Below are 19,810 nucleotides of genomic sequence, written 5' to 3'. Positions count from 1 at the left end.
GACTATTTTCAGTGAAACAAATCAAAAGCTTTTTCCGATATGAGAATATCGGGCTGCTGTATGCGCTTCCGGCGTTTCTTTATATGCTGTTTTTTGTGGGATATCCCATTGTCAGCAATCTTATTTTAAGTCTTCAGAATGTTACGGTCAGGAATCTGGTCCGTGGATCCAGAGACTTTATTGGTTTTGATAATTACATAAAACTGATGCACGATCCCGTATTTCTAAGGGCAATGTTCAACACGATGCTGTTTACAGTCAGCTGCCTGGTTGTTCAATTTGTCATTGGCTTTGCCCTGGCACTTCTGTTTCAAAAAGATTTTTCCTTTGCCAGACCGGTAAGAGGACTTCTTATGATACCGTGGATGATTCCCATGACAGTGACTGCTTTGATTTTTAAGTTCATGTTTTCCACTGATGTGGGAATTATTAATTATTTCCTGAAAAGCGCAGGATTGATTACAGAGAATATTCAGTGGCTTACCAGCCCGTCAACTGCGATGACCGCAGTGATTACAGCCAATATCTGGATTGGAATTCCATTTAATACAATTCTGATTTCAACAGGACTTACCACCATTCCCCTGGAGCTTTATGAAAGCGCAGCCATGGACGGTGCAAACGGAAGGCAGAAATTCTTTAAAATCACTCTTCCTTTGATGAGAACAACCATTGAGTCACTTCTTGTTCTAGGATTTATCTATACCTTTAAGGTGTATGATATGGTCTATGTAATGACTGGGGGAGGACCGGTAAATTCCACTCATTTACTGTCCACCTATTCCTATAAGTTATCCTTTGAGATGTTCCAGTACAGCCTTGGATCTTCCGCTGCCAATGTACTGCTTGTTATTTTACTTCTGGTAGGCGTAGTCTATTTGAAAATTACGATGAAAGGGGAGATGGAGTGATGGAGAAAGGAAATAAAAAGGGAAAAAAGGAATTCCTGTTATGTCTGGTATCGGTGGTGATCCTGTGTCTGCTTCTGTTTCCTCTTTTCTGGATTTTTATCACCTCATTGAAAACGGAAAAGGAAATCTTTCAGATTCCACCCACCTTTTATCCTCATGTTTTAAATACAAAATCCTATGCCGCCCAGGTTGGAAACGGAGATTTTAATATGTTCCGTTCCTTTGCAAACAGCCTGCTTATCTCCGCCGGCGCAATGGCAATCGCAGTAATTCTGGCTGTTCCGGCTTCCTATGCAGTAGCCAGGTATCGTTTTAAAGGGAGAAACGGTATGCTTTTATGCTTTCTGGTTACCCAGATGCTTCCGGTTTCCGTCCTCTTAACACCTATGTTTATTATGTTTAAGGGAATGCATATATACAATACCAGGGTGTCTGCCATTTTATCCGATGCAACCCTTGGCATCCCATTTTCCGTTCTTATTTTGAAAAATTATTTTGCTTCCGTTCCAAGAGATCTGGAGGAAGCCGCCTACATAGATGGATGCACCCGTTTTCTGGCGTTTTTAAGAATTCTGCTTCCGGTTGCCAAGCCCGGAGTGGTGGTTTGTGCCATCTTTTCGTTCCTGTACGGCTGGGGGGATTTAGCCTATGGAATGACATTTATTCTGGATCAGAAGAAACGGCCCATCACAGCGGGAATCTTTAATTTTATGGGACAGTACGGCACAAAGTGGAGCTATTTAACAGCCTTTGCCATCGTTACGATTATACCCGTGGCACTGATTTTTTTGTTTATGCAAAAGTACATTATATCGGGAATGACAAGCGGTGCAGTGAAGGGATAATCTGTTTTTTATTGAGAGGGAGCCTTATGAAAAAAGTGAGTCTGAAGAAAAAATTAATCCGTCTTTTCTGGGCGACCTCTACAATCCCCATTCTTGTATTAAGTTTTTACTATTTTTACAACATCTCAGTTACTTTAAAGAAGAATACCCAGGAGCTGACCAGTGTAAGCCTGATGCAGATGGATAATAATCTGACCATCAGGCTGAAATCCTATGAGGATCTGTTGTTCCAGATTTATACCAATGATGATGTGGTGGCATGGGTGGACCGGCTGGATCAGAAACAGAATGCATCGGTGGCAAAAAACCAGCTTCGAAGATATTTAAGGGGACTTCTCAATACAAAAGAGTACATAAAGTCCATAACAATCATTACCCCTAAGGGACTTAGCATTACTTACAACCAGCTGTCTGCATCTACTTATGAGAATTCGTGGATGAACAGCTTCAGTCTTTCCCAGGAGGAACTGTATGGGAAGGTCTCTTCGGATAATCAGACCCATATTTTCCCCACGGAATACGGAACCAGATTTGCAAATGAGGATTACTATCTCCTGCATCTGGCTCACCGGATTATCGATTACAGAAATTTAAATAAAGAAAATGGAATTGTGATTGTCAGTCTTGATAAGGAATTTCTTCAAAGCGTATGCAAAGTCCAGGCACAGGATCAGGAGAAAAGTTTTAATTTCATCATTGATGAGGCGGGGCGTATTATTGCTTACCGCCAGCCAGAAAAGATAGGAAAAGTTCTTTATGGGAAGGGGACGTCCTTGGAGACAAAAGTGGAAGCCTGCAAAGAGTTTATCCGGGAAGAGAACTTATACGAGGAACGATATACCTCGGTCTGGCTTTACCACGATGATTCCCTGGGCTGGGATCTGGTGAATGTGATGGATCAGAGCAGCTTAATGAAGAACTTAAACAATCAGATTTATCTGATTATAGCCTTAAGTCTTCTCCTTCTTATGGTCACTGTGCTGCTGACACTGGGGGTACTGGACCGCCTGGTGGACTCAGTGAAGATGGTGGTCGCCTCTATGCAGAAAGCACGGGAGGGAGATTTAAAGGTCCGGGTGGAAACAGACAAAAAAATGCCTGTGGAAATCGAAACCATAGCGGTTCAGTTTAATGACATGCTGGAGAAGCTGGAAACTGCACTTAAAAAAGAAAAGAAGGCAGGGCAGATGCAGCGCCAGGCGGAACTTAAGGCAATGGAAGCGCAGATTAATCCTCATTTTCTCTATAACACACTGGACACCATCAACTGGATGGCAATCGATCAGGATGAATTCGATATCAGCAATGCCATTAACTCCCTCGCTACCATACTCCGCTACGCCATTGCGGACAGCAGCGGGGAGGTTTTTGTGCGGGATGAGATTGACTGGCTGAAAAAGTACATTTATTTACAGCAGTTCCGGCTTAAAAATAATTTTACCTGCAGCATCAATGTAGATCCTGATGTGATGGATCTGCGGATTCACAAACTGTTGCTTCAGCCATTTGTTGAAAACTCCATTCTTCATGGCTTTGAAGGAACAAAAAACAATCACGTTCTGGAGGTAAGTATGTGCAGGGAGGGGAAAGAATTACGGATTCTCATTCGTGACAATGGAAAAGGTATGGAACGTCATAAACTGGAACTAATCAGAAGGGGGATCTTTGGGGAGTCAGATGCAGCGTCTCACATTGGTATGGAAAATGCAATTACCAGACTTCAGATGTATTACGGAGATGATGTGAAAATTGAGATTAACAGCACCGAAGGTTTAGGAACTGAAGTTGTTTTACGAATTCCTACTTAAGAAAATTTACCCTTTCTAAGATTTGTTGAGTTTTTTCCCGGTTTCATTGCCGTTATAATGAAGTCGTTGAAACAAAAAAATAAAAGGAGGAAAAACATGAAAAAGTTAATGACAGCCTTACTTTTTGCGGCGATGCTTGGGGGAGCGGTGACGGGATGCAGTTCTGGCAGCGGAGCGGTGTCAGCGACAGAAAGCAAAACGGAAACAGCAAAAAGCAGTGAGAAAGCGGCAACAACTGCAAGTGAAAAAGCTTCGGAGACAGAAAAGAGCGAAGCAGCAGGTGATGTGACAATCTGGTACTACTGGGAGACAGAAGGCCATCAAAAAGCACTGAATCATATCATTGAAGAATTTAACGGATCACAAAAAGAAGTCAAGGTACAGGCAAAGTACGTCCCATTTGCCGATTTTAAAAAGCAGCTATCCATCGGTGCATCGGCTGATGAACTTCCGGATCTGGTAATTCTTGATAATCCGGATCACGCTTCTTATGCAGCCATGGGGATCTTTGCAGATTTAACCGGAAGATTTGATGTAAGTACCTATTATCCCGGTCCTGTCAATTCCTGTACGTTAGACGGCAAATTGTATGGAGTTCCCTTCGGAAGCAACTGTCTGCTCCTTTTCTATAATGAGGATATGTTAAAGGCAGCAGGCTGCAAGGTTCCCACCACATGGGATGAACTGCTAACCACGGCAAAAGCCTGCACAACCGGCCAGGTTTCCGGATTTGCACACTGCAGCCTGCAAAACGAGGAGGGAACCTTTAACTTCCTTCCCTGGGTATGGTCAACCGGTGCAACATCCTACGAAATCAACTCAGAAGGCGGAATCAAAGCACTGACCATGGTGAAAAAACTGGTTGATTCCGGGGCCATGACAAAGGAAGCCATCAACTGGACACAGGGAGATACCATGAATCAGTTTATCTCCGGAAACTTAGCCATGATGATTAACGGAACCTGGCAGGTTCCTACCATGCGGCAGGAAGCTCCTGATCTGAAATGGAACGTTGCTCCGATCCCAATGGATAAAAAACAGGCTTCCGGTCTGGGCGGAGAAAACTACGCAGTAATTAAAGGCGGCAATGAAGAAGGCGCTGTTAAGTTCCTCAAATATGCAACTAGCGAAGAGACCTGCCTCTATATGATGAATGCAATGGGATATATCTCTTCTGATTCCGTTATTGCTAAAAAGCAGTTTAAGGGAGATCCGGTATATGACGCTTTTGTTGAAGAAATGCAGTATGCAAATGCAAGGGGGCCGTTACCGGAGTGGCCGGATATCTCGGATGCCATATCCCTGGCATTTAATGAGGTGATGACAGATACAAGTACGCCAGAGGAAGCAGCAGCAAAAGCCCAGGCTGTGATTGATGGTATTATTAAAAAATAAAAATACATATAATAAAAAGAAGTGGCGCCGGCTGACAATGCCGACGTCACTTTGCAGGGTAAATCAGGAGGTGCAGTATGAATCAGGTAGAAATTCAGGACAGATTTTTCAGCAGATACAAAGAATTAATCAGAACAGAGATGATCCCGTATCAATGGAGTGTTTTAAATGATGAAATTGAAATCAACATTGAGCGGGAGCGCAACGACGATTCCATTCCCAATGAAAAGAGCCATGTGATTGAAAATTTCCGGATTGCGGCCGGAAGAAAAAAAGGAAATCACTATGGCTGGGTATTTCAGGACAGCGATCTTTATAAATGGCTGGAGGCGGCTGCCTATTGCTTACGGGAGAAGATGGATAAAGAATTAAAATGTCTGGCTGATGATGTTGTGGACTTAATCAGTGATGCCCAGGAAGAAGACGGATATCTGGATACATACTTCACCATCGAGGAGCATGATCAGAAATACAAGCGCCTGTGGGAGAGCCACGAGTTATATTGTGCCGGACATTTTATGGAGGCAGCTGTGGCTTATTATGAAGCAGTGGGAAATAAAAAAGTTTTAGAAACCGCATGTAAACTGGCTGACCACATCGATGCTGTATTTGGAGATGAGGAAGGAAAGATTCATGGGTATGACGGTCATGAAGAGGTTGAGATTGGTCTGATGCGGTTATACAGGCTGACACAAAATGAAAGATATCTAAAACTGGCTCAGTACTTTTTACTGGTGCGGGGGACAGAATGTGAAGGGATGAATTCCAAACATCTCCCTCTGACCTATTATCAGGCTCATCTTCCTGTGCTTAAGCAGGATACTGCTGAGGGACACGCAGTAAGGCTGGTCTATCTTTGCACTGCAATGGCGGATGCTGCTGGCGAGACAGGAGATGAAAAGCTTCTTTTGGCGTGCAGGCGGTTATGGAAGAGTATTGTAACGCGGCGTATGTATATTACAGGGGGAATCGGTTCCACTGTTTCAGGAGAAGCATTTACGCTGGATTACGATTTGCCCAATGATACCATGTACTGTGAAACCTGTGCGTCAGTAGGTCTGGTGTTCTTTGCATACCGGATGCTGATGTCAGAAGAAAAGGGAGAATACGGTGATGTGATGGAGCGTGCACTTTATAATACAGTGCTGGGCGGAGTGGCTCTTGATGGAAAACATTTCTTTTACGTGAATCCTTTAGAGGTGGTTCCTGGTAAATCATCAAAGGATCCTGGAAAGAGCCATGTTAAATGCGTTCGCCCCCAGTGGCTTGGCTGTGCGTGCTGTCCTCCCAATCTAGCAAGACTGTTAGCTTCTGTGGAGCAGTATGTGTTTGTACAAAAGAAGGATAAGCTTTTAGTCAATCTCTTTGTGGAATGCAAGGGAAAATTTGAAATAGGGGATGGCATTCTGGAGATAGAATTAAAGACCGGATATCCATGGGCTGGCTGTGTGGACATAAAGTTAAATTACAACGGAACCGCCAGTGTCTGTCTGGGAATCCGCATACCGTCATGGTCCGATACCTTTGATGTGGAGCTTAATCAGGAACGTGCAGATTTTGAGGAAAAAGACGGATTTATCTATGTGAATCAGGTCTTTTCTGATGATACAATACGGCTGAAACTGGATATGCAGGCAAAGCGCTGGTATTCCAATCCCCTGGTGGAAAACGATCTGGGGAAATTTGCAGTTTCCAGAGGTTCCCTTGTGTATTGTCTGGAAGAAGTGGATAATGGAAAGAATCTGCATCTTTTGTCAGTGGAAAAACAGGAGGAGCTTAAGTACGAATTTGACGAAGCCATGCTTGGAGGGGTGGGAGTAATTACTGCCTCGGGTTGGAAGACAGAAGCAGACAGTGGGGCAGAATGGCTTTACAGAAAGAATACTGCCACAGAAAAGAAAATAAAGACGAAAATAAAATGGATTCCTTATTACAGCTGGGCCAACAGAGGTGAAAATGAAATGCGTGTGTGGGTCAGAGAAGACAATCAGTGTTAAAAGGAAGCACAGCCGCCCCATGCCGGATTGAATCCGACAGGGGGCGGCTGTTTAGATATCTGAAATTGTCTGGCTAGTTGTTCCTGTACCCAAGTCCATACCCGTTACCTCTGTGGTGATACCCCATCCCGGTTCCGTTGCAGCCGCCTGCACCACAACCTGTACCTGCGTTGTCACCGCTGCCGTTACCATCACATGCAGCCTGTCTTTCACGGATTGCGGCAAGCTGAGCATCTGCCTGTTCCTGGGTCAGGGTTCCGTCAGCCACTGCCTCATTCAGCCTGTCTTCATGAATATCAGCCACTGCCTGCTGGAATTCATTTAATTTTCCTGCTTCAGATGCAATTGATCCATAACTTTTTCCAGATTTTCGTTCTGCTGTTACCTCATCTAATGTTTTCCCTGTAAGCCCTGATACTGCTTCCGCAGGTGTCTTGTAAGCGGCAGCTGCAAATGAGGTCATGGTTGCAGCTGAAAGTGCAAGTGCAAGGGCACATCCTGTCATTACTTTTTTCTTGTTCATCATAGTTTATTATCTCCTTTTCGTTTCTATTATTTTCCTTTCGGTAAGTTCATAATAACGTTTCAATATGGCACGAATGTGTCAGAAATGGTTTTTTCATTTGTCATTTTATTTTTTGTGCCATAAAGTTGCCTTATTTCCCTGTTATATTTATAATAAAATCACAGGAGGTATGTCATATGTCTATTATGCTGATTGCGGACGACAGTCCCCAGTTATTAAATATCTTAAACAGCGCTGCCAGGAAAGAAGGCTTTGAAACGGTACTTGCTCAGGATGGGCAGCAGGCGTTAGAGGAATTTTATTCAAAGAAACCCCAGGTCGTACTGCTTGATGTGATGATGCCCAAACTGGACGGTTTCCAGGTGTGCCGGGAGATTCGCAGACAGTCCGATGTTCCGGTTATCATGGTGACGGCAAGAGGAGAGGATTTTGAAAAAATCATGGGACTGGACATTGGTGCAGATGATTATATCGTGAAACCATTTTCACCAGGAGAAGTAATGGCACGGGTGAGAGCTGTGCTGCGGCGTATTGATAAAGGTACCGGAGATACGGGGAAACTACTTTCTATTGAAAATCTGGTCATAAACCTGGAGAATTACAGCGTCACGGTTGATGGCAGACCCATACTTTTGACAAAGCGGGAAACAGATATGTTGTGGACACTTGCAAGTGGAAAGAACCGGGCCTATACCCGTGAGATGCTTCTGGATCTTTTGTGGGGGTATGATTATTACGGCGATCCCCGCACTGTGGATTCCCATATGAAACGGCTGAGAGCCAAGCTTGAACAGGAGCCTCACCCTGCCTGGGAGATCCGCACTATTCGGAATGTGGGCTATAAATTCGAGGTGCTATCATGAATAAAAAAATTGTCTGGAAACTGGTTGCCTCTTTCGCCGCAGTGCTCCTGTTATTTACTGCCATATTGGGCACTGTATTTGTGTCTATGTTCCGTAAGCATACCATTGCGATCAACCGTTCTTCCATGGAAACCCGGGCAGTTTCCATAGCAGAAACCCTGGCACTCTATGAAAACGGAGAAGGGACAGCCCAGCAGTTTGGTATGGGAATGGGAATGGGTCACCACGGGATGGGAGGTTATGGGGCATATCTCCGTTTTTTGGATCAGGTGGCTATGGCAACGGTCTGGATTGTAGATAATGACAGGAATTTAATATCAGCCAGTCATGATGGGATTACTTCTGGAGGGAAACTGCCTGAAACTGCTGAGAAAATCATAAGTCGGGTTCTGGATGGCGAAATTACTTACGGAGAGGAATTTTCCGGATTATTAAATGCACCCACACTGACCGTTGGCGTCCCCATCCGCACAGCAGACGGAATTTCTGGTGCAGTACTTCTTCATTCTCCGGTCAGCGGCGTAAACGAAGCAGTGCTTCAGGGATTGCTCGCTCTGGGAGCAGGTGCAATCATAGCTCTTGTTCTTGCAGGTATGGCAGCCGTGTGGCTGTCTTACCGTTTTACCAATCCCCTGCGTCGCATGAATAATACAGCGGGATGCCTGGCTGAGGGCGATTATACGGCTAAAACCGGTGTGAACCAGGCTGACGAGTTTGGCCAGCTTGCCCAGACCATCGATTTGCTTTCTGAACGCCTGTGGGAAGCCAGAAAGCAGCAGGAGGCACTTGATAAGATGAAACAGGATTTTGTGGCCAATGTTTCTCACGAACTTCGTACCCCGGTGGCAGTTTTGCGTGGTTCGTTAGAAGTGCTACGGGATGAAACCATCAATACTCCGGAAGAAATAAGAGAGTATTATGATCAGATGTTAGCAGAAAGCAGACATTTGGAACGGCTGGTAAATGATCTTCTGGATTTATCCCGTCTTCAGGATGACCAGTTTTCCCTGAATATGGACGAGGTAAATCTCTGCGATGTATTACGGGATACACAGCGATCAATCCGCCGCTCTGCGAAAGAAAAAGGACTTCAGCTTCTGGTAAACTGTCCCGGAGAGGAATGCATTGTGAACGGAGATTACGGACGCCTCCGCCAGCTTATTTTAATCCTTCTTGATAATGCTGTTAAATTCTGCAAACAGCAGGGAACTGTGGAACTTACTCTTGAAAAGAAAAAGGAAGGCTGCCTGATCATGGTAACCAATGACGGTGAGGAGATTCCGGCTGAAACAATACCTCATCTTTTTGACCGGTTTTATAAAACAAACAGCCTTCAAAACCGTTCCGGCACAGGGCTTGGGCTGGCAATAGCAAAGCAGATAGCAGACAGGCATCATGCGCAGATCCGTGTGGAAAGCAGAAATGAAGTAACAACTTTTTTTGTTAAGTTTTAAACATGAAATAGCTCTGAAAAACCGGTAAAATTACCAGTTTTATCAGGGCTTATTTTATTGACAAAAAAACTTACGTGTGATAGCATTATTATCAACAATACTAAACCGGTTTAGTAAACGTGGGGGACATTTATGGCACTGACAATTAAGGATATCGCCAGTATGGCAGGAGTATCAAAAGGGACTGTTTCAAGAGTCATCAATAACAATCCGGAAGGTGTTTCAGAAGAAACGAGAGAGAAGATTCTGAAGCTGATTGATGAGGTAGGTTACGTACCAAATAAGATGGCAAGGAGCATAACGGTTGCTGAGACAAAGACCATTGGTCTCATAATACCCGATGTCCAGAATCCTTTTTTCCCCCAGGTAATCAGAGGGGTAGAGGATTGTGCCATGGAAAATGGATATACAGTATTTTTGTGTAATTCAGATTCAGATATAAAAAAAGAGCAGAAGTATTTATATACCTTTTTAGAAAAAAGAGTGGACGGAATTATCATCAATACCAGCGGCGATTTAAATGACAAAAAGCTGACTGCACTGATACACAAAAGCAATATCCCCATTGTCATACTGGACCGAAAAATAAAAGAACTGTCAAGGTATCCCGGCGTCTATGTTGATAATGCCAGGGCCGCCAGAGAAGGAGTGTCTTATCTCATTGAGAATGGCGCTTCCAATATCGCATATATTGCTGGTGTAAAAGACGTTTATACAGTGGAAGAACGGCTGAAGGGTTATTGCATGGCCCTTGAAGATGCGGGCATTATAATAAACAAACGATATTTAAGCTATGGCGGTTACAATATACACTCCGGATACGAAAGAACCAGGGAGATGCTTTCTGACAATCCGGAAATAGACGGGATCTTTGCCGGATGCGATACCATAGCAATTGGTGTTTTAAAGGCTTTGAGAGAATTAAACAAAAAGGTTCCAGACGATATCCAGCTGCTGGGGTTTGATAACATCACCATGAGCGGAGAGATGGTACCGCCTATCACCACAGTATCTCAGCCTATGTATGATATGGGCTATCAGGCGGCCAGAATGCTGCTGGCGTCCATACAGGATAAAACCATACATCAGGCAGATCAGTATCTGGAGACAGATCTGATGATCAGAGAGAGCACCAGAAAAAAACAGGTAAGGGAAGAGATATGAAAAAAATACTGGTAATCGGAAGTTTAAACATGGATATACAGGTGACTGCAGACCGTCTGCCGGGTGTGGGAGAAACTGTACTTGGAACGGATTACTCCTACAACTGCGGCGGAAAGGGAGCCAATCAGGCATTTGCAGCAGGAAGGCTGGGCGCAGACGTGGTTATGCTTGGCTGTGTAGGACAAGATGAGTTTGGAAGAACTTTGATCCGGGGGTTAAAGGATAACGGTGTCTGTACGGATTATATTTCTGCACGTGAAGGTAAGGATACGGGAACAGCAGTGATTTTAGTTGATTCTCTGGCAAATAACAGCATAGTGACCATTGCAGGAGCCAATGGAAGCTGTGATATTCCATATTTAGAGAAGACAGAGCCCCAAATCATGGATTATGAATATCTGCTTGTACAGATGGAGATTCCTGCAGATGCAGTTTTTTATGCCATTGACCATGCAAAGGAAGCGGGAAGAACCATTATATGTAACCCGGCACCGGCTCCAGATGGTCTGCCGGAAGAGATCATGAGGAAAATTGATATTATAACTCCCAATGAAAGTGAACTGGCAAGACTGAGCCGCCATAAGACTGACAGCCTGGACGGAATTATGGAAGGTGCTGGAAAGCTGTTGTCCCAGGGAGTGGGACATGTCATTGTGACAATGGGAGACAAGGGAGCCTTATGGGTCAGTCAGGAAGGCTGTCGCATGTTTGAAGGAACCAGGGTGGATGCACTGGATACTACCGGTGCAGGAGACTGCTTTAACGGAGCACTGGCTGTAAAGCTGGCAGAGGGAAAATCCATGGAAGAAGCCATTGGTTTTGCCAATGCAGCGGCAGCCGTCAGCGTTACACGAAAAGGCGCCCAGGCGTCTATGCCTCTCAAAGAGGAAGTCTTAAGTCTGATGCAGGAGGAATGACATGAAACCAAAGAAAGTAATCATTGATACAGACCTGGGTGATGACGTGGATGATGCCGTTGCCATAGCTCTTGCAGTTTTATCTCCAGAAATCGAAGTGGCAGGGATTACCACCGTATTTAAAGATACGAAAGCACGGGCAGAGATGGTGAAGGATCTGCTGGAATTTTACCAGATGGGCAGGATTCCTGTTTATATCGGACAGGGGCTGCCGGTAATAGAACGGCCAAAGATGGAAAAACCCATTCAGTACAGCATTTTAAGAAATGAATATGAGCCAGAACAGAGCCTTAATGCGGTTGATTTTATGATTAAGACAGCAGCGGAAAATGATAATGTCTGTATCGTTGCCATGGGGCCTCTGACCAACCTGGGACTGGCATTTTTAAAGGCACCTGAGATTATGAAACGGGTAGAAATCATCGGTATGGGCGGAGCTTTTTTAAACTCTTATCCGGAATGGAATATCATCTGTGATCCGGAAGCTGCCCGGATCGTTACTGATTTTGCTGAAAACTTAACCATGTTGGGACTGGATGTTACAAAGTATACAAAGCTTACCACACAAGAGATGGAGGTTGTTAAAAACTCCGTTAATCCTGCCGTTCAATATCTTTATAAAGGCATGGAGATATTCATGGATAAAACAGGATTTCCCATCACCCTTCACGATGCGCTTCTGATTGCCAGCCTGATTGACAGGGAAACCGTAACACTGAAAAAGGGTGATTATACAGTTGAATTAAAAGGTGAGCTGACAAGAGGAACCATTGTTCACAAAACCAATTATTACGATGCAGTATGTGAAACAGAGAAAGATTTTTATTACGCAGTTGATTTAGATTTACAGAGGTTTAAGAATATAGTGATGGAACGGGTTTTCCGTTAGTAGCACAGAAGCAGGGCAATTATTCAATGTCTTTTAATCAGACATTGTGATTGGCATAAATACACATCATTTATTTTTAGGAGGAGATCAAATGAAAAAAATTAAAAGAATCACAAGCGTATTGTTCGCATGCTGTCTGCTGGCTGTCAGTGTGGCTGGATGCGGAAAAAGTGGTGGCAACGCAGGGAAAGAAACAACTGCCGGCAGTGCGGCAGCAACAACAACTGGTGAAACAAAAGCAGAAGCTAAGAAATTAAAAATAGCTTTATTAATTCCAGGTAATTTAGGAGACAAATCATTTTTTGACGGTTCCAAAGCTGCTATGGATACCATTAAGGAAAAACTGGGTGCCCAGACAGATGTTGTAGAGATGGGAACTGATACCACCAAATATCTTGCAACTTATGAAGATTACTGCGAAGACGGCTATGATTTAATCATGACTGTTTCCACAGCCGGCGATGATGTATTAAAACAGGTTTCCGCACAGTATCCGGATCAGAAGTTTATTAACCTGGATACAGACAGCGTTGGTTTTGGGGACAATGTTCTTGCCGTAGTTACAAAGAGCAATGAAATGAGCGCTCTGGCAGGTGCAGTGGCAGCTTTAAAGGCAAAAGAGGCAGGAAGCAATACCATTGGTTTTATTGGAGGTATGGATATACCAGGTATCAACTATTTCCTCGTTGGATATATTGAAGGCGCTCAGAGTGTAAATCCTGATGTGAAAGTTAAGGCTTCCTATGTCGGTGATTTTACAGACAGTGCAACCGCAAAGGAACTGGCACTGATTATGTACAACTCCGGAGTTCCCATTATTTATCAGGCAGCAGGCGGTGCTGGTTTAGGTGTGTTTGAAGCAGCCACAAGTCTTGATAAGCTAGCCATAGGTGTTGATTCAGACCAGGCTGCAAGTCTGGAAGCCAGTAACCCCGATCAGGCAAAGCACATTATTACTTCGGCAATGAAAAAGGTATCCGTTTACGCAGTAGATTTAGTAAACCAGTATGCAGATGGAACTCTTACCTTCGGCGGTAAATCTCTTGCTCTCGGACTGAAAGACGGTGGAGTTGGCCTGGCAGAAAACAAATATTATGATGCTTTGATGTCTGATGAACAAAAGAATAGCGTTAAGGAGTTAGAGCAGAAAATCATATCTGGTGAAGTGAAATTATCCGATGTACAGTCTATGTCTACCGATGACATTGCTGCAATCAGAAGTAAAGCTGCTCCAAACTAGTATGTAAAAGCTTAATGCCTGGAGGATAACAATGGAATACCTTTTGAGAATGGAGAATGTTTCCAAAATATACGGCAATGGTATTGTGGCAAATAAGGATGTCAGCTTTTCCTTAAAAGAAGGGGAAATCCATGCCTTAGTGGGAGAAAACGGAGCGGGAAAAACGACCCTGATGAAAATTCTCTTCGGCATGGAAAAACCCTCTTCAGGCAAACTGTATCTAAGGGACAAGGAATTGGATATCAATTCCTCCAACGATGCCATAAAGCATGGGATCGGTATGGTGCATCAGCATTTCATGCTGTTAGATTCCTTTACTGTAGCTCAGAATATTACGCTGGGGATCGAGCCTGCAAACCATCATTTTGTGGATGAAAATGCTGCGGTTGCATTTACCGAGCAATTAAGCAGTCAATATAATTTTGCAGTAGATCCAAGAGCAGTTACCGGTACTCTGCCTGTAGGAATCAAGCAGAAGATTGAGATATTAAAAGCACTGGCCAGAGGAGCAAAAATTCTGATTTTAGATGAGCCCACTGCCGTACTGACTCCTCAGGAAACAGAACAGTTATTTGAGGAACTTGTGAAGCTGAAAAAACAGGGTTATACCATTGTTTTTATTTCTCACAAAATTAAAGAGATTAAGGCGATCAGCGACAGAGTGACTATAATGCGGGCGGGCTGCTCCGAAGGAGTTTTTAATACCAGTGAAATCTCGGAACAGGAGATATCCAATAAAATTGTAGGCTGGAAAATTGATACCTCCATTCATAAAAAGGAGCATGCCTTTGGTGAAGCCAGAATCAGTGTAACCGGTCTGTCCTACTATGGAGGAGAGAAAGTTCCCATTTTACAGGATATAAACTTCCAGGTAAAATCCGGTATGATTATGGGAATTGCCGGTGTCCAGGGCAATGGGCAGGTAGAACTGGCTGAGATTTTAACCAAAAGCAGACGTGTGGAATCAGGCAGCGTTGAGATTAACCAGGCTGATATTCAGTCCATGACCATTAAGGAGATGCGGGACAAAGGGTTTGGCTATATCCCGGAAGACAGACAGCGTCAGGGCGTGGCCCTGACTGCCGCTGTCAATGAAAATCTGATCTCCAATAAATATGATACGGAAGAATTCTGCAATAAGGGAATTCTGAAAAAGAAAAAAATCAGTGAGTATGCCAGACAGATGATTGCAGAATATTCCGTGAAATGTTCGGGAGAAAACGGCAGAATCGACGGCCTGTCCGGCGGAAATATGCAAAAAGTAGTTGTAGCAAGAGAATGTATGGAAGAGACAAAGGTGTTGATTGCCGAGCAGCCTACCAGAGGTGTTGACATCGGAGCAGCCCATATCATTCATCAGAACATTGTAAAGCTACGTGATAATGGCTGTGCCGTATTGCTTTTTTCGGCAGATATGGCAGAACTGATTAAGCTGTCAGATGTGCTGGCAGTCATGTATGAAGGCAGGTTTGTGGCTTATTATGAGAATCTGTCTGATATTACCGAAGAAGAACTTGGACTTTATATGCTGGGTATTAAAAAGCAGGATGAGAGTCAGATCAGGAGGATGCGCTATGAGTAGGGAAAAATCCTTTCATGTCTTAAGAACAACTGTGGCTCTGGTCATTGCAATGCTTGCAGCCTTTGCAGTCATCTTTATGGTAAGCAAAACACCCATAGAGTCCATACGTTTATTTATACTGGGTCCTTTCAGTAAACCAAGATATATTGGAAACATAATTAATACGGCAATTCCCCTTATATTTTCAGGTCTGTCCATGGCAGTTGTTTTCCAGGCCAGCCAGTTTAATATGGGAGCGGAAGGTATCTTTTATTTCAGCGGAGCTGTTATTTCCCTGATTGCGATCTGGGTCCCCCTCCCCGCTGGTGTTCACCAGGTGGTCATCATTCTTGCTGCTGCTGTAATCGGTGCCTTAATCATGCTGATTCCAGGATATTTAAAAGCAAAGTACGGAGCCAGCGAACTTGTTACCTCCCTGATGATGAACAGCATTTTGCTGGGGCTTGGTTCCTATCTTATGACCAGGGTGCTTCAGGATCCCATGGCATCAAATGGTTCCTATCCCTATCTGGACACAGCCAAAATACCGGTGATCATACCGGCATTTAAAGTACATTATGGACTGTTTATCGCACTGCTTTGTGTTGCGGCAGTCTCTGTTTTTCTATATAAGACCAAATGGGGATATGAGATTCGCATGGTAGGTATTAATGCCAAGTTTGCATCCTATTCCGGAATCAATATTGTTAAAACCATTATTATCGCTCATCTGGTATCAGGAGCAATTGCAGGTATCGGCGGTTCGGTGGAATCCATTGCCATGCATACCCGCTTTGAATGGAATGGTCTTCCGGGATATGGATTCACAGGTGCGTTAATTGCCATGCTGGCCAATAATAATCCGGTAAGCGTGATCTATGCAGCCCTGTTTGTGGCGTATTTATCTACAGGAGCGGATATCGTCGCAAGGCTATCTGATGTTCCAGCTGAGATGTCAACCATCCTTCAGAGTCTGATTATTCTGCTGATCGCTTCGGAACGTTTCCTTCATTCCTTTAAGCAGCGGTGGATGGAAAGGGGGATTGCCAAATGAGAGAATTGATAAATATCATTTTCACAGCACAATTCCTGCATTCCGTATTCCGGGTGACAACTCCCATCCTGTTCGCGTCCCTTGGGGCAGTGATCGCTAACCGTGCAGGTGTGGCCAACATTGCTCTGGAAGGAATTATGCTGATATCAGCTTTCTTTGGGGTATTTGGAAGTGCAGCAACGGGAAGTGCTCTGGGCGGATTTCTGATCGCTCTTTTATCCGGGTTAATCTGTTCCGGAATACTGGCGTTATTTACTTTATATTACCGGGCTAATGTTATTTTAGGCGGTATTGCAATTAACTCCTTAGCATCAGGAGGTACGGTATTTTTGCTTTACCTGTTTACCGGAGATAAAGGAAGTTCCACCTCTGTTGCCAGTAAAACACTGCCGGAGATTGCAATTCCCGTGTTAAAGGATATTCCGTTTCTGGGTGATATTCTTTCCGGACAGAATGTCATGACTTATCTGGCATTTATCATGATTTTAGTTGTGGCTGTTTTTCTGGGAAAAACCACGCTGGGTTATCATATCAGGGCAGTTGGGGAAAACTTAAAAGCAGCAGAATCCGTAGGAATTAATGTGAAGCTTACCCAGACGATCGCCCTCCTTTTAAGTGGTTTACTCTGTGCATGCGGAGGTGCTTTTATGTCAATGGGCTATCTGTCATCGTTTACAAGAGATATGGTATCGGGAAGAGGATGGATTGCAGTGGCAGCGGAAGCCATCGGACGGTCCAATCCCATTGGGACAGCAGCGGCATCCATTGCCTTTGGTTTTTTCAATGCCATTGCCACAGCGGCCTCCACGGTGGGCTGGGCATCCAGTCTGGTGCAGACAATTCCTTATGTTTCAACACTCATCGGACTGTTTGCATTTTCCTATAAAGAGTATTTAAAGCTGAAAAAGAGATAATGATTCAGGCGGCGAAGTATATGTTCTTCGCCGCCTGAAATAGCATATCAGTTGGAATAAAATATGCAGAAAGCAGGTTATTGGTATGGTGGAACGCTATTATGAAAAAGTATATGCGGGATTTTTAGGCATGAATATCGGAATCCGATTAGGTGCGCCCATAGAGCCGGATGTCTGGACAGAGGAACGGATATTTCAGACTTACGGTGATTTAAACGGTTATGTGAAAGATTATATTAATTTTGCTGCAGATGATGATGTAAACGGCCCGGTTTATTTCTTAAGAGCACTGGATGACAGGAAGGAGACGGGGACACCGGTAACTCCGGAAGATGTGGCAAAAGCATGGTTAAATTATACCAGGTATTTAAAGGGGATGTTCTGGTGGGGCGGATATGGAGTCAGCACTGAACATACGGCCTATATGAATTTAAAGATGGGAATACCGGCGCCTTTATCAGGGTCTGTTGAATGTAACGGAAGTACGGTGGCGGAGCAGATTGGCGGACAGATCTTTATTGATACCTGGGGGCTGATTCATCCCGGGGATCCGAAAAAAGCAGCAGATGACGGAGCGGCGGCAGCCAGTGTTTCCCATGACGGGGAGGGGGTAAACGGAGCCAGATTTATCTGCGCCTGTATTGCACAGGCATTTACGGCACAATCAATAGATGAGAGTGTGGAGGCGGGTTTAAATCAGATACCGGAAGAAAGCCTTTATTATCAGGTGGTTAAAAGCGTGGAAAGATTCTACCGCAGTAATCCCGGTGATTTCAGAGGGTGTTTTCATATGCTGGAACAGGACTGGGGATATGACAAATACCCTGGTGCATGCCATATTATTCCCAATGCAGGTGTGTGCGCCCTTGCATTATTTTATGGAAATGGTGATTTTTCCAGGACAGTGGAAATCGCCTGTATGTGCGGCTGGGATACGGATTGCAACGCAGGCAATGTGGGAACAATAGCGGGCGTTTATTGCGGTCTTTCCCAGATTCCGGACAAATACCGCAGACCCATCAACGATTCGGTGGTTTTATCAGGAATATCCGGCTATCTCAATATTCTTGACATTCCGACCTACGCCAAGGAGATCGCTGCACATGGATATGCTGGAATGGGAGAGGAGTTGGAAGATGAACTTCGAATGAATCCGGAAGAAATAAACTTTGACTTTCTTCTTCCTGGCATGACACACAACATGAGAGTATCCAATCCCTTCTATGGTACGATCAATCCTTCTGGAAGTGAAAGTCATGCGGAAGGCAATGGAGTGTGCATTCTCATAGATGATATTGGATATGATTCCTGCCGAATTTATTATAAAAGTTTTTATGGAAGAGAAGATTTTTCTGATGAGCGCTATTCTCCGGTTTTCTCCCCAAAGGTTTATTCAGGGCAGAAGGTCACCATGGAACTGTCTGTACAATGGCTGAAAGGGCAGAAGCTGGATCTGGTGCCATATATAAAGACGTTTGGGAAGCAGGATATCGTAGAAATTAGTTTTGCTGACTATCCTGAAAATGAATGGTTTCAGGTGGAATTTACAATACCTGATACAAAAGGGGATCTTGTAGAGGAAGTTGGATTTATTGTCAGAGGAAGCAGTTTTCCGGAAGGAACTACAACCGGTTATATTCGTATGAAAAGATTCCAGGTAACAGGACTTGCAGATTATGAAATTGATATAGCGAAGCAGAAAGAAGAATTTGGAACCGTTACTCCATTTTCCACAGACGGAGGGAACTGGACGATACAGGGAGAATTTCTTCATTTCCACCGTGCCGAACCAGCATTTGCTTATACAGGGAATTATTACAGCAAAGACTACCGGGTGAGTGCTCTTGTAAAACCATTGTTTGGAGAAAACCACTTAATGACAGTCCGTGCAAAAGGTGCGATGCTTGGTTATGCGGCGGGTTTTTCCGGGCAGAACAGACTGGCACTTTATAAAAATGAGTATGGATATTATATTTTGGCGGAAACTGACTACCCATGGGATATGGAAAGCACCTATTTATTTGTAATAGAAGTAAGAGGACAAAACATAATTTTATCCGTAAATGGTGTAAGGATACTGGAAGCAGAGGATTCCTCTTTTGAATCGGGAATGTTTGGATTTGGCTCTCTGAGCTATGGACGAACCTGTTTTAGTGATATAAAATTCACGGGGCTGGAAGGGTAAAATCGAATGATCTTGCCATGAAGAAGACCTTGTAGTATGATGAAATTACTGATATACAACCGTCAAAATTCATGGAAATTTGAAAGG

The 19,810-nt window shown here is 44.0% G+C and carries 16 protein-coding genes; 15 read left to right on the top strand and 1 reads right to left on the bottom strand.

Annotation, left to right across the window (positions count from 1 at the left end; translation table 11 throughout):
* Window positions 1–11: 11 nt before the first annotated feature.
* The 5 genes from ACOAOT_RS12720 to ACOAOT_RS12700 all read left to right on the top strand — a co-directional run bounded on the left by ACOAOT_RS12720 (window position 12) and on the right by ACOAOT_RS12700 (window position 6,956).
* Window positions 12–911: a carbohydrate ABC transporter permease gene (locus tag ACOAOT_RS12720; protein ID WP_420217311.1), complete on the top strand. Its 900-nt coding sequence runs from the start codon at window positions 12–14 to the stop codon at window positions 909–911.
* Window positions 911–1,756 (top strand): carbohydrate ABC transporter permease, encoded by an 846-nt coding sequence (locus ACOAOT_RS12715; RefSeq protein WP_420217310.1) that lies wholly within the window; start codon window positions 911–913, stop codon window positions 1,754–1,756. Before ACOAOT_RS12720 ends, ACOAOT_RS12715 begins: the two co-directional genes overlap by 1 nt.
* Window positions 1,757–1,782: 26 nt before the next feature.
* The gene (locus ACOAOT_RS12710; RefSeq protein WP_420217309.1) at window positions 1,783–3,564 is read left to right on the top strand and encodes a cache domain-containing sensor histidine kinase; all 1,782 of its coding nucleotides are present in this window, start codon (window positions 1,783–1,785) and stop codon (window positions 3,562–3,564) included.
* Between the two features lie 96 nt (window positions 3,565–3,660).
* Window positions 3,661–4,959, top strand: coding sequence for a sugar ABC transporter substrate-binding protein (locus ACOAOT_RS12705; protein WP_420217308.1), 1,299 nt, complete (start codon window positions 3,661–3,663; stop codon window positions 4,957–4,959).
* A 77-nt stretch (window positions 4,960–5,036) separates the two neighbouring features.
* Window positions 5,037–6,956, top strand: coding sequence for a glycoside hydrolase family 127 protein (locus ACOAOT_RS12700; protein WP_420217307.1), 1,920 nt, complete (start codon window positions 5,037–5,039; stop codon window positions 6,954–6,956).
* Between the two features lie 73 nt (window positions 6,957–7,029).
* On the opposite strand, the gene ACOAOT_RS12695 is transcribed toward ACOAOT_RS12700, so the two are convergent.
* The gene (locus tag ACOAOT_RS12695) at window positions 7,030–7,482 is read right to left on the bottom strand and encodes a hypothetical protein (RefSeq protein ID WP_420217306.1); all 453 of its coding nucleotides are present in this window, start codon (window positions 7,480–7,482) and stop codon (window positions 7,030–7,032) included.
* Between the two features lie 176 nt (window positions 7,483–7,658).
* Here ACOAOT_RS12695 and ACOAOT_RS12690 point away from each other — a divergent pair, with 176 nt between their 5' ends.
* The 10 genes from ACOAOT_RS12690 to ACOAOT_RS12645 all read left to right on the top strand — a co-directional run bounded on the left by ACOAOT_RS12690 (window position 7,659) and on the right by ACOAOT_RS12645 (window position 19,723).
* Complete coding sequence (locus ACOAOT_RS12690) at window positions 7,659–8,345, top strand: response regulator (RefSeq protein WP_420217305.1); 687 nt, start codon at window positions 7,659–7,661, stop codon at window positions 8,343–8,345.
* Window positions 8,342–9,799: a sensor histidine kinase gene (locus ACOAOT_RS12685; RefSeq protein ID WP_420217304.1), complete on the top strand. Its 1,458-nt coding sequence runs from the start codon at window positions 8,342–8,344 to the stop codon at window positions 9,797–9,799. The genes ACOAOT_RS12690 and ACOAOT_RS12685 overlap by 4 nt, the downstream gene beginning before the upstream one ends.
* Window positions 9,800–9,931: 132 nt before the next feature.
* Complete coding sequence (locus ACOAOT_RS12680; RefSeq protein ID WP_420217303.1) at window positions 9,932–10,963, top strand: LacI family DNA-binding transcriptional regulator; 1,032 nt, start codon at window positions 9,932–9,934, stop codon at window positions 10,961–10,963.
* Window positions 10,960–11,880, top strand: a complete 921-nt coding sequence (gene rbsK / locus ACOAOT_RS12675) for a ribokinase (protein ID WP_420217302.1) — start codon at window positions 10,960–10,962, stop codon at window positions 11,878–11,880. The genes ACOAOT_RS12680 and rbsK overlap by 4 nt, the downstream gene beginning before the upstream one ends.
* A gap of 1 nt (window position 11,881) precedes the next feature.
* Window positions 11,882–12,769, top strand: a complete 888-nt coding sequence (locus ACOAOT_RS12670) for a nucleoside hydrolase (RefSeq protein ID WP_420217301.1) — start codon at window positions 11,882–11,884, stop codon at window positions 12,767–12,769.
* 91 nt (window positions 12,770–12,860) lie between these two features.
* Window positions 12,861–14,009 (top strand): BMP family ABC transporter substrate-binding protein, encoded by a 1,149-nt coding sequence (locus ACOAOT_RS12665; RefSeq protein WP_420217300.1) that lies wholly within the window; start codon window positions 12,861–12,863, stop codon window positions 14,007–14,009.
* A gap of 31 nt (window positions 14,010–14,040) precedes the next feature.
* Window positions 14,041–15,591: an ABC transporter ATP-binding protein gene (locus tag ACOAOT_RS12660; protein ID WP_420217299.1), complete on the top strand. Its 1,551-nt coding sequence runs from the start codon at window positions 14,041–14,043 to the stop codon at window positions 15,589–15,591.
* Window positions 15,584–16,624 carry an ABC transporter permease gene (locus ACOAOT_RS12655; RefSeq protein WP_420217298.1) on the top strand — a complete coding sequence of 347 codons (1,041 nt, stop codon included), beginning with the start codon at window positions 15,584–15,586 and terminating at the stop codon, window positions 16,622–16,624. The genes ACOAOT_RS12660 and ACOAOT_RS12655 overlap by 8 nt, the downstream gene beginning before the upstream one ends.
* Window positions 16,621–17,538: an ABC transporter permease gene (locus ACOAOT_RS12650; protein WP_420217297.1), complete on the top strand. Its 918-nt coding sequence runs from the start codon at window positions 16,621–16,623 to the stop codon at window positions 17,536–17,538. Before ACOAOT_RS12655 ends, ACOAOT_RS12650 begins: the two co-directional genes overlap by 4 nt.
* Window positions 17,539–17,623: 85 nt before the next feature.
* Window positions 17,624–19,723: an ADP-ribosylglycohydrolase family protein gene (locus ACOAOT_RS12645; protein WP_420217296.1), complete on the top strand. Its 2,100-nt coding sequence runs from the start codon at window positions 17,624–17,626 to the stop codon at window positions 19,721–19,723.
* Window positions 19,724–19,810 lie beyond the last annotated feature (87 nt).

The sequence above is a fragment of the Lacrimispora struthionigena genome (assembly GCF_048627165.1).
In the GTDB taxonomy this organism is placed as follows: Bacteria; Bacillota; Clostridia; order Lachnospirales; family Lachnospiraceae; genus Lacrimispora.
This window is presented reverse-complemented; position numbering and strand designations above follow the sequence as displayed.

Coding starts and splice junctions, on each gene's coding strand:
- ACOAOT_RS12715 (WP_420217310.1), top strand. CDS start 911: ATGGAGAAAGGAAATAAAAAGGGAAAAAAGGAATTCCTGTTATGTCTG.
- ACOAOT_RS12710 (WP_420217309.1), top strand. CDS start 1,783: ATGAAAAAAGTGAGTCTGAAGAAAAAATTAATCCGTCTTTTCTGGGCG.
- ACOAOT_RS12705 (WP_420217308.1), top strand. CDS start 3,661: ATGAAAAAGTTAATGACAGCCTTACTTTTTGCGGCGATGCTTGGGGGA.
- ACOAOT_RS12700 (WP_420217307.1), top strand. CDS start 5,037: ATGAATCAGGTAGAAATTCAGGACAGATTTTTCAGCAGATACAAAGAA.
- ACOAOT_RS12695 (WP_420217306.1), bottom strand. CDS start 7,482: ATGATGAACAAGAAAAAAGTAATGACAGGATGTGCCCTTGCACTTGCA.
- ACOAOT_RS12690 (WP_420217305.1), top strand. CDS start 7,659: ATGTCTATTATGCTGATTGCGGACGACAGTCCCCAGTTATTAAATATC.
- ACOAOT_RS12685 (WP_420217304.1), top strand. CDS start 8,342: ATGAATAAAAAAATTGTCTGGAAACTGGTTGCCTCTTTCGCCGCAGTG.
- ACOAOT_RS12680 (WP_420217303.1), top strand. CDS start 9,932: ATGGCACTGACAATTAAGGATATCGCCAGTATGGCAGGAGTATCAAAA.
- rbsK (WP_420217302.1), top strand. CDS start 10,960: ATGAAAAAAATACTGGTAATCGGAAGTTTAAACATGGATATACAGGTG.
- ACOAOT_RS12670 (WP_420217301.1), top strand. CDS start 11,882: ATGAAACCAAAGAAAGTAATCATTGATACAGACCTGGGTGATGACGTG.
- ACOAOT_RS12665 (WP_420217300.1), top strand. CDS start 12,861: ATGAAAAAAATTAAAAGAATCACAAGCGTATTGTTCGCATGCTGTCTG.
- ACOAOT_RS12660 (WP_420217299.1), top strand. CDS start 14,041: ATGGAATACCTTTTGAGAATGGAGAATGTTTCCAAAATATACGGCAAT.
- ACOAOT_RS12655 (WP_420217298.1), top strand. CDS start 15,584: ATGAGTAGGGAAAAATCCTTTCATGTCTTAAGAACAACTGTGGCTCTG.
- ACOAOT_RS12650 (WP_420217297.1), top strand. CDS start 16,621: ATGAGAGAATTGATAAATATCATTTTCACAGCACAATTCCTGCATTCC.
- ACOAOT_RS12645 (WP_420217296.1), top strand. CDS start 17,624: ATGGTGGAACGCTATTATGAAAAAGTATATGCGGGATTTTTAGGCATG.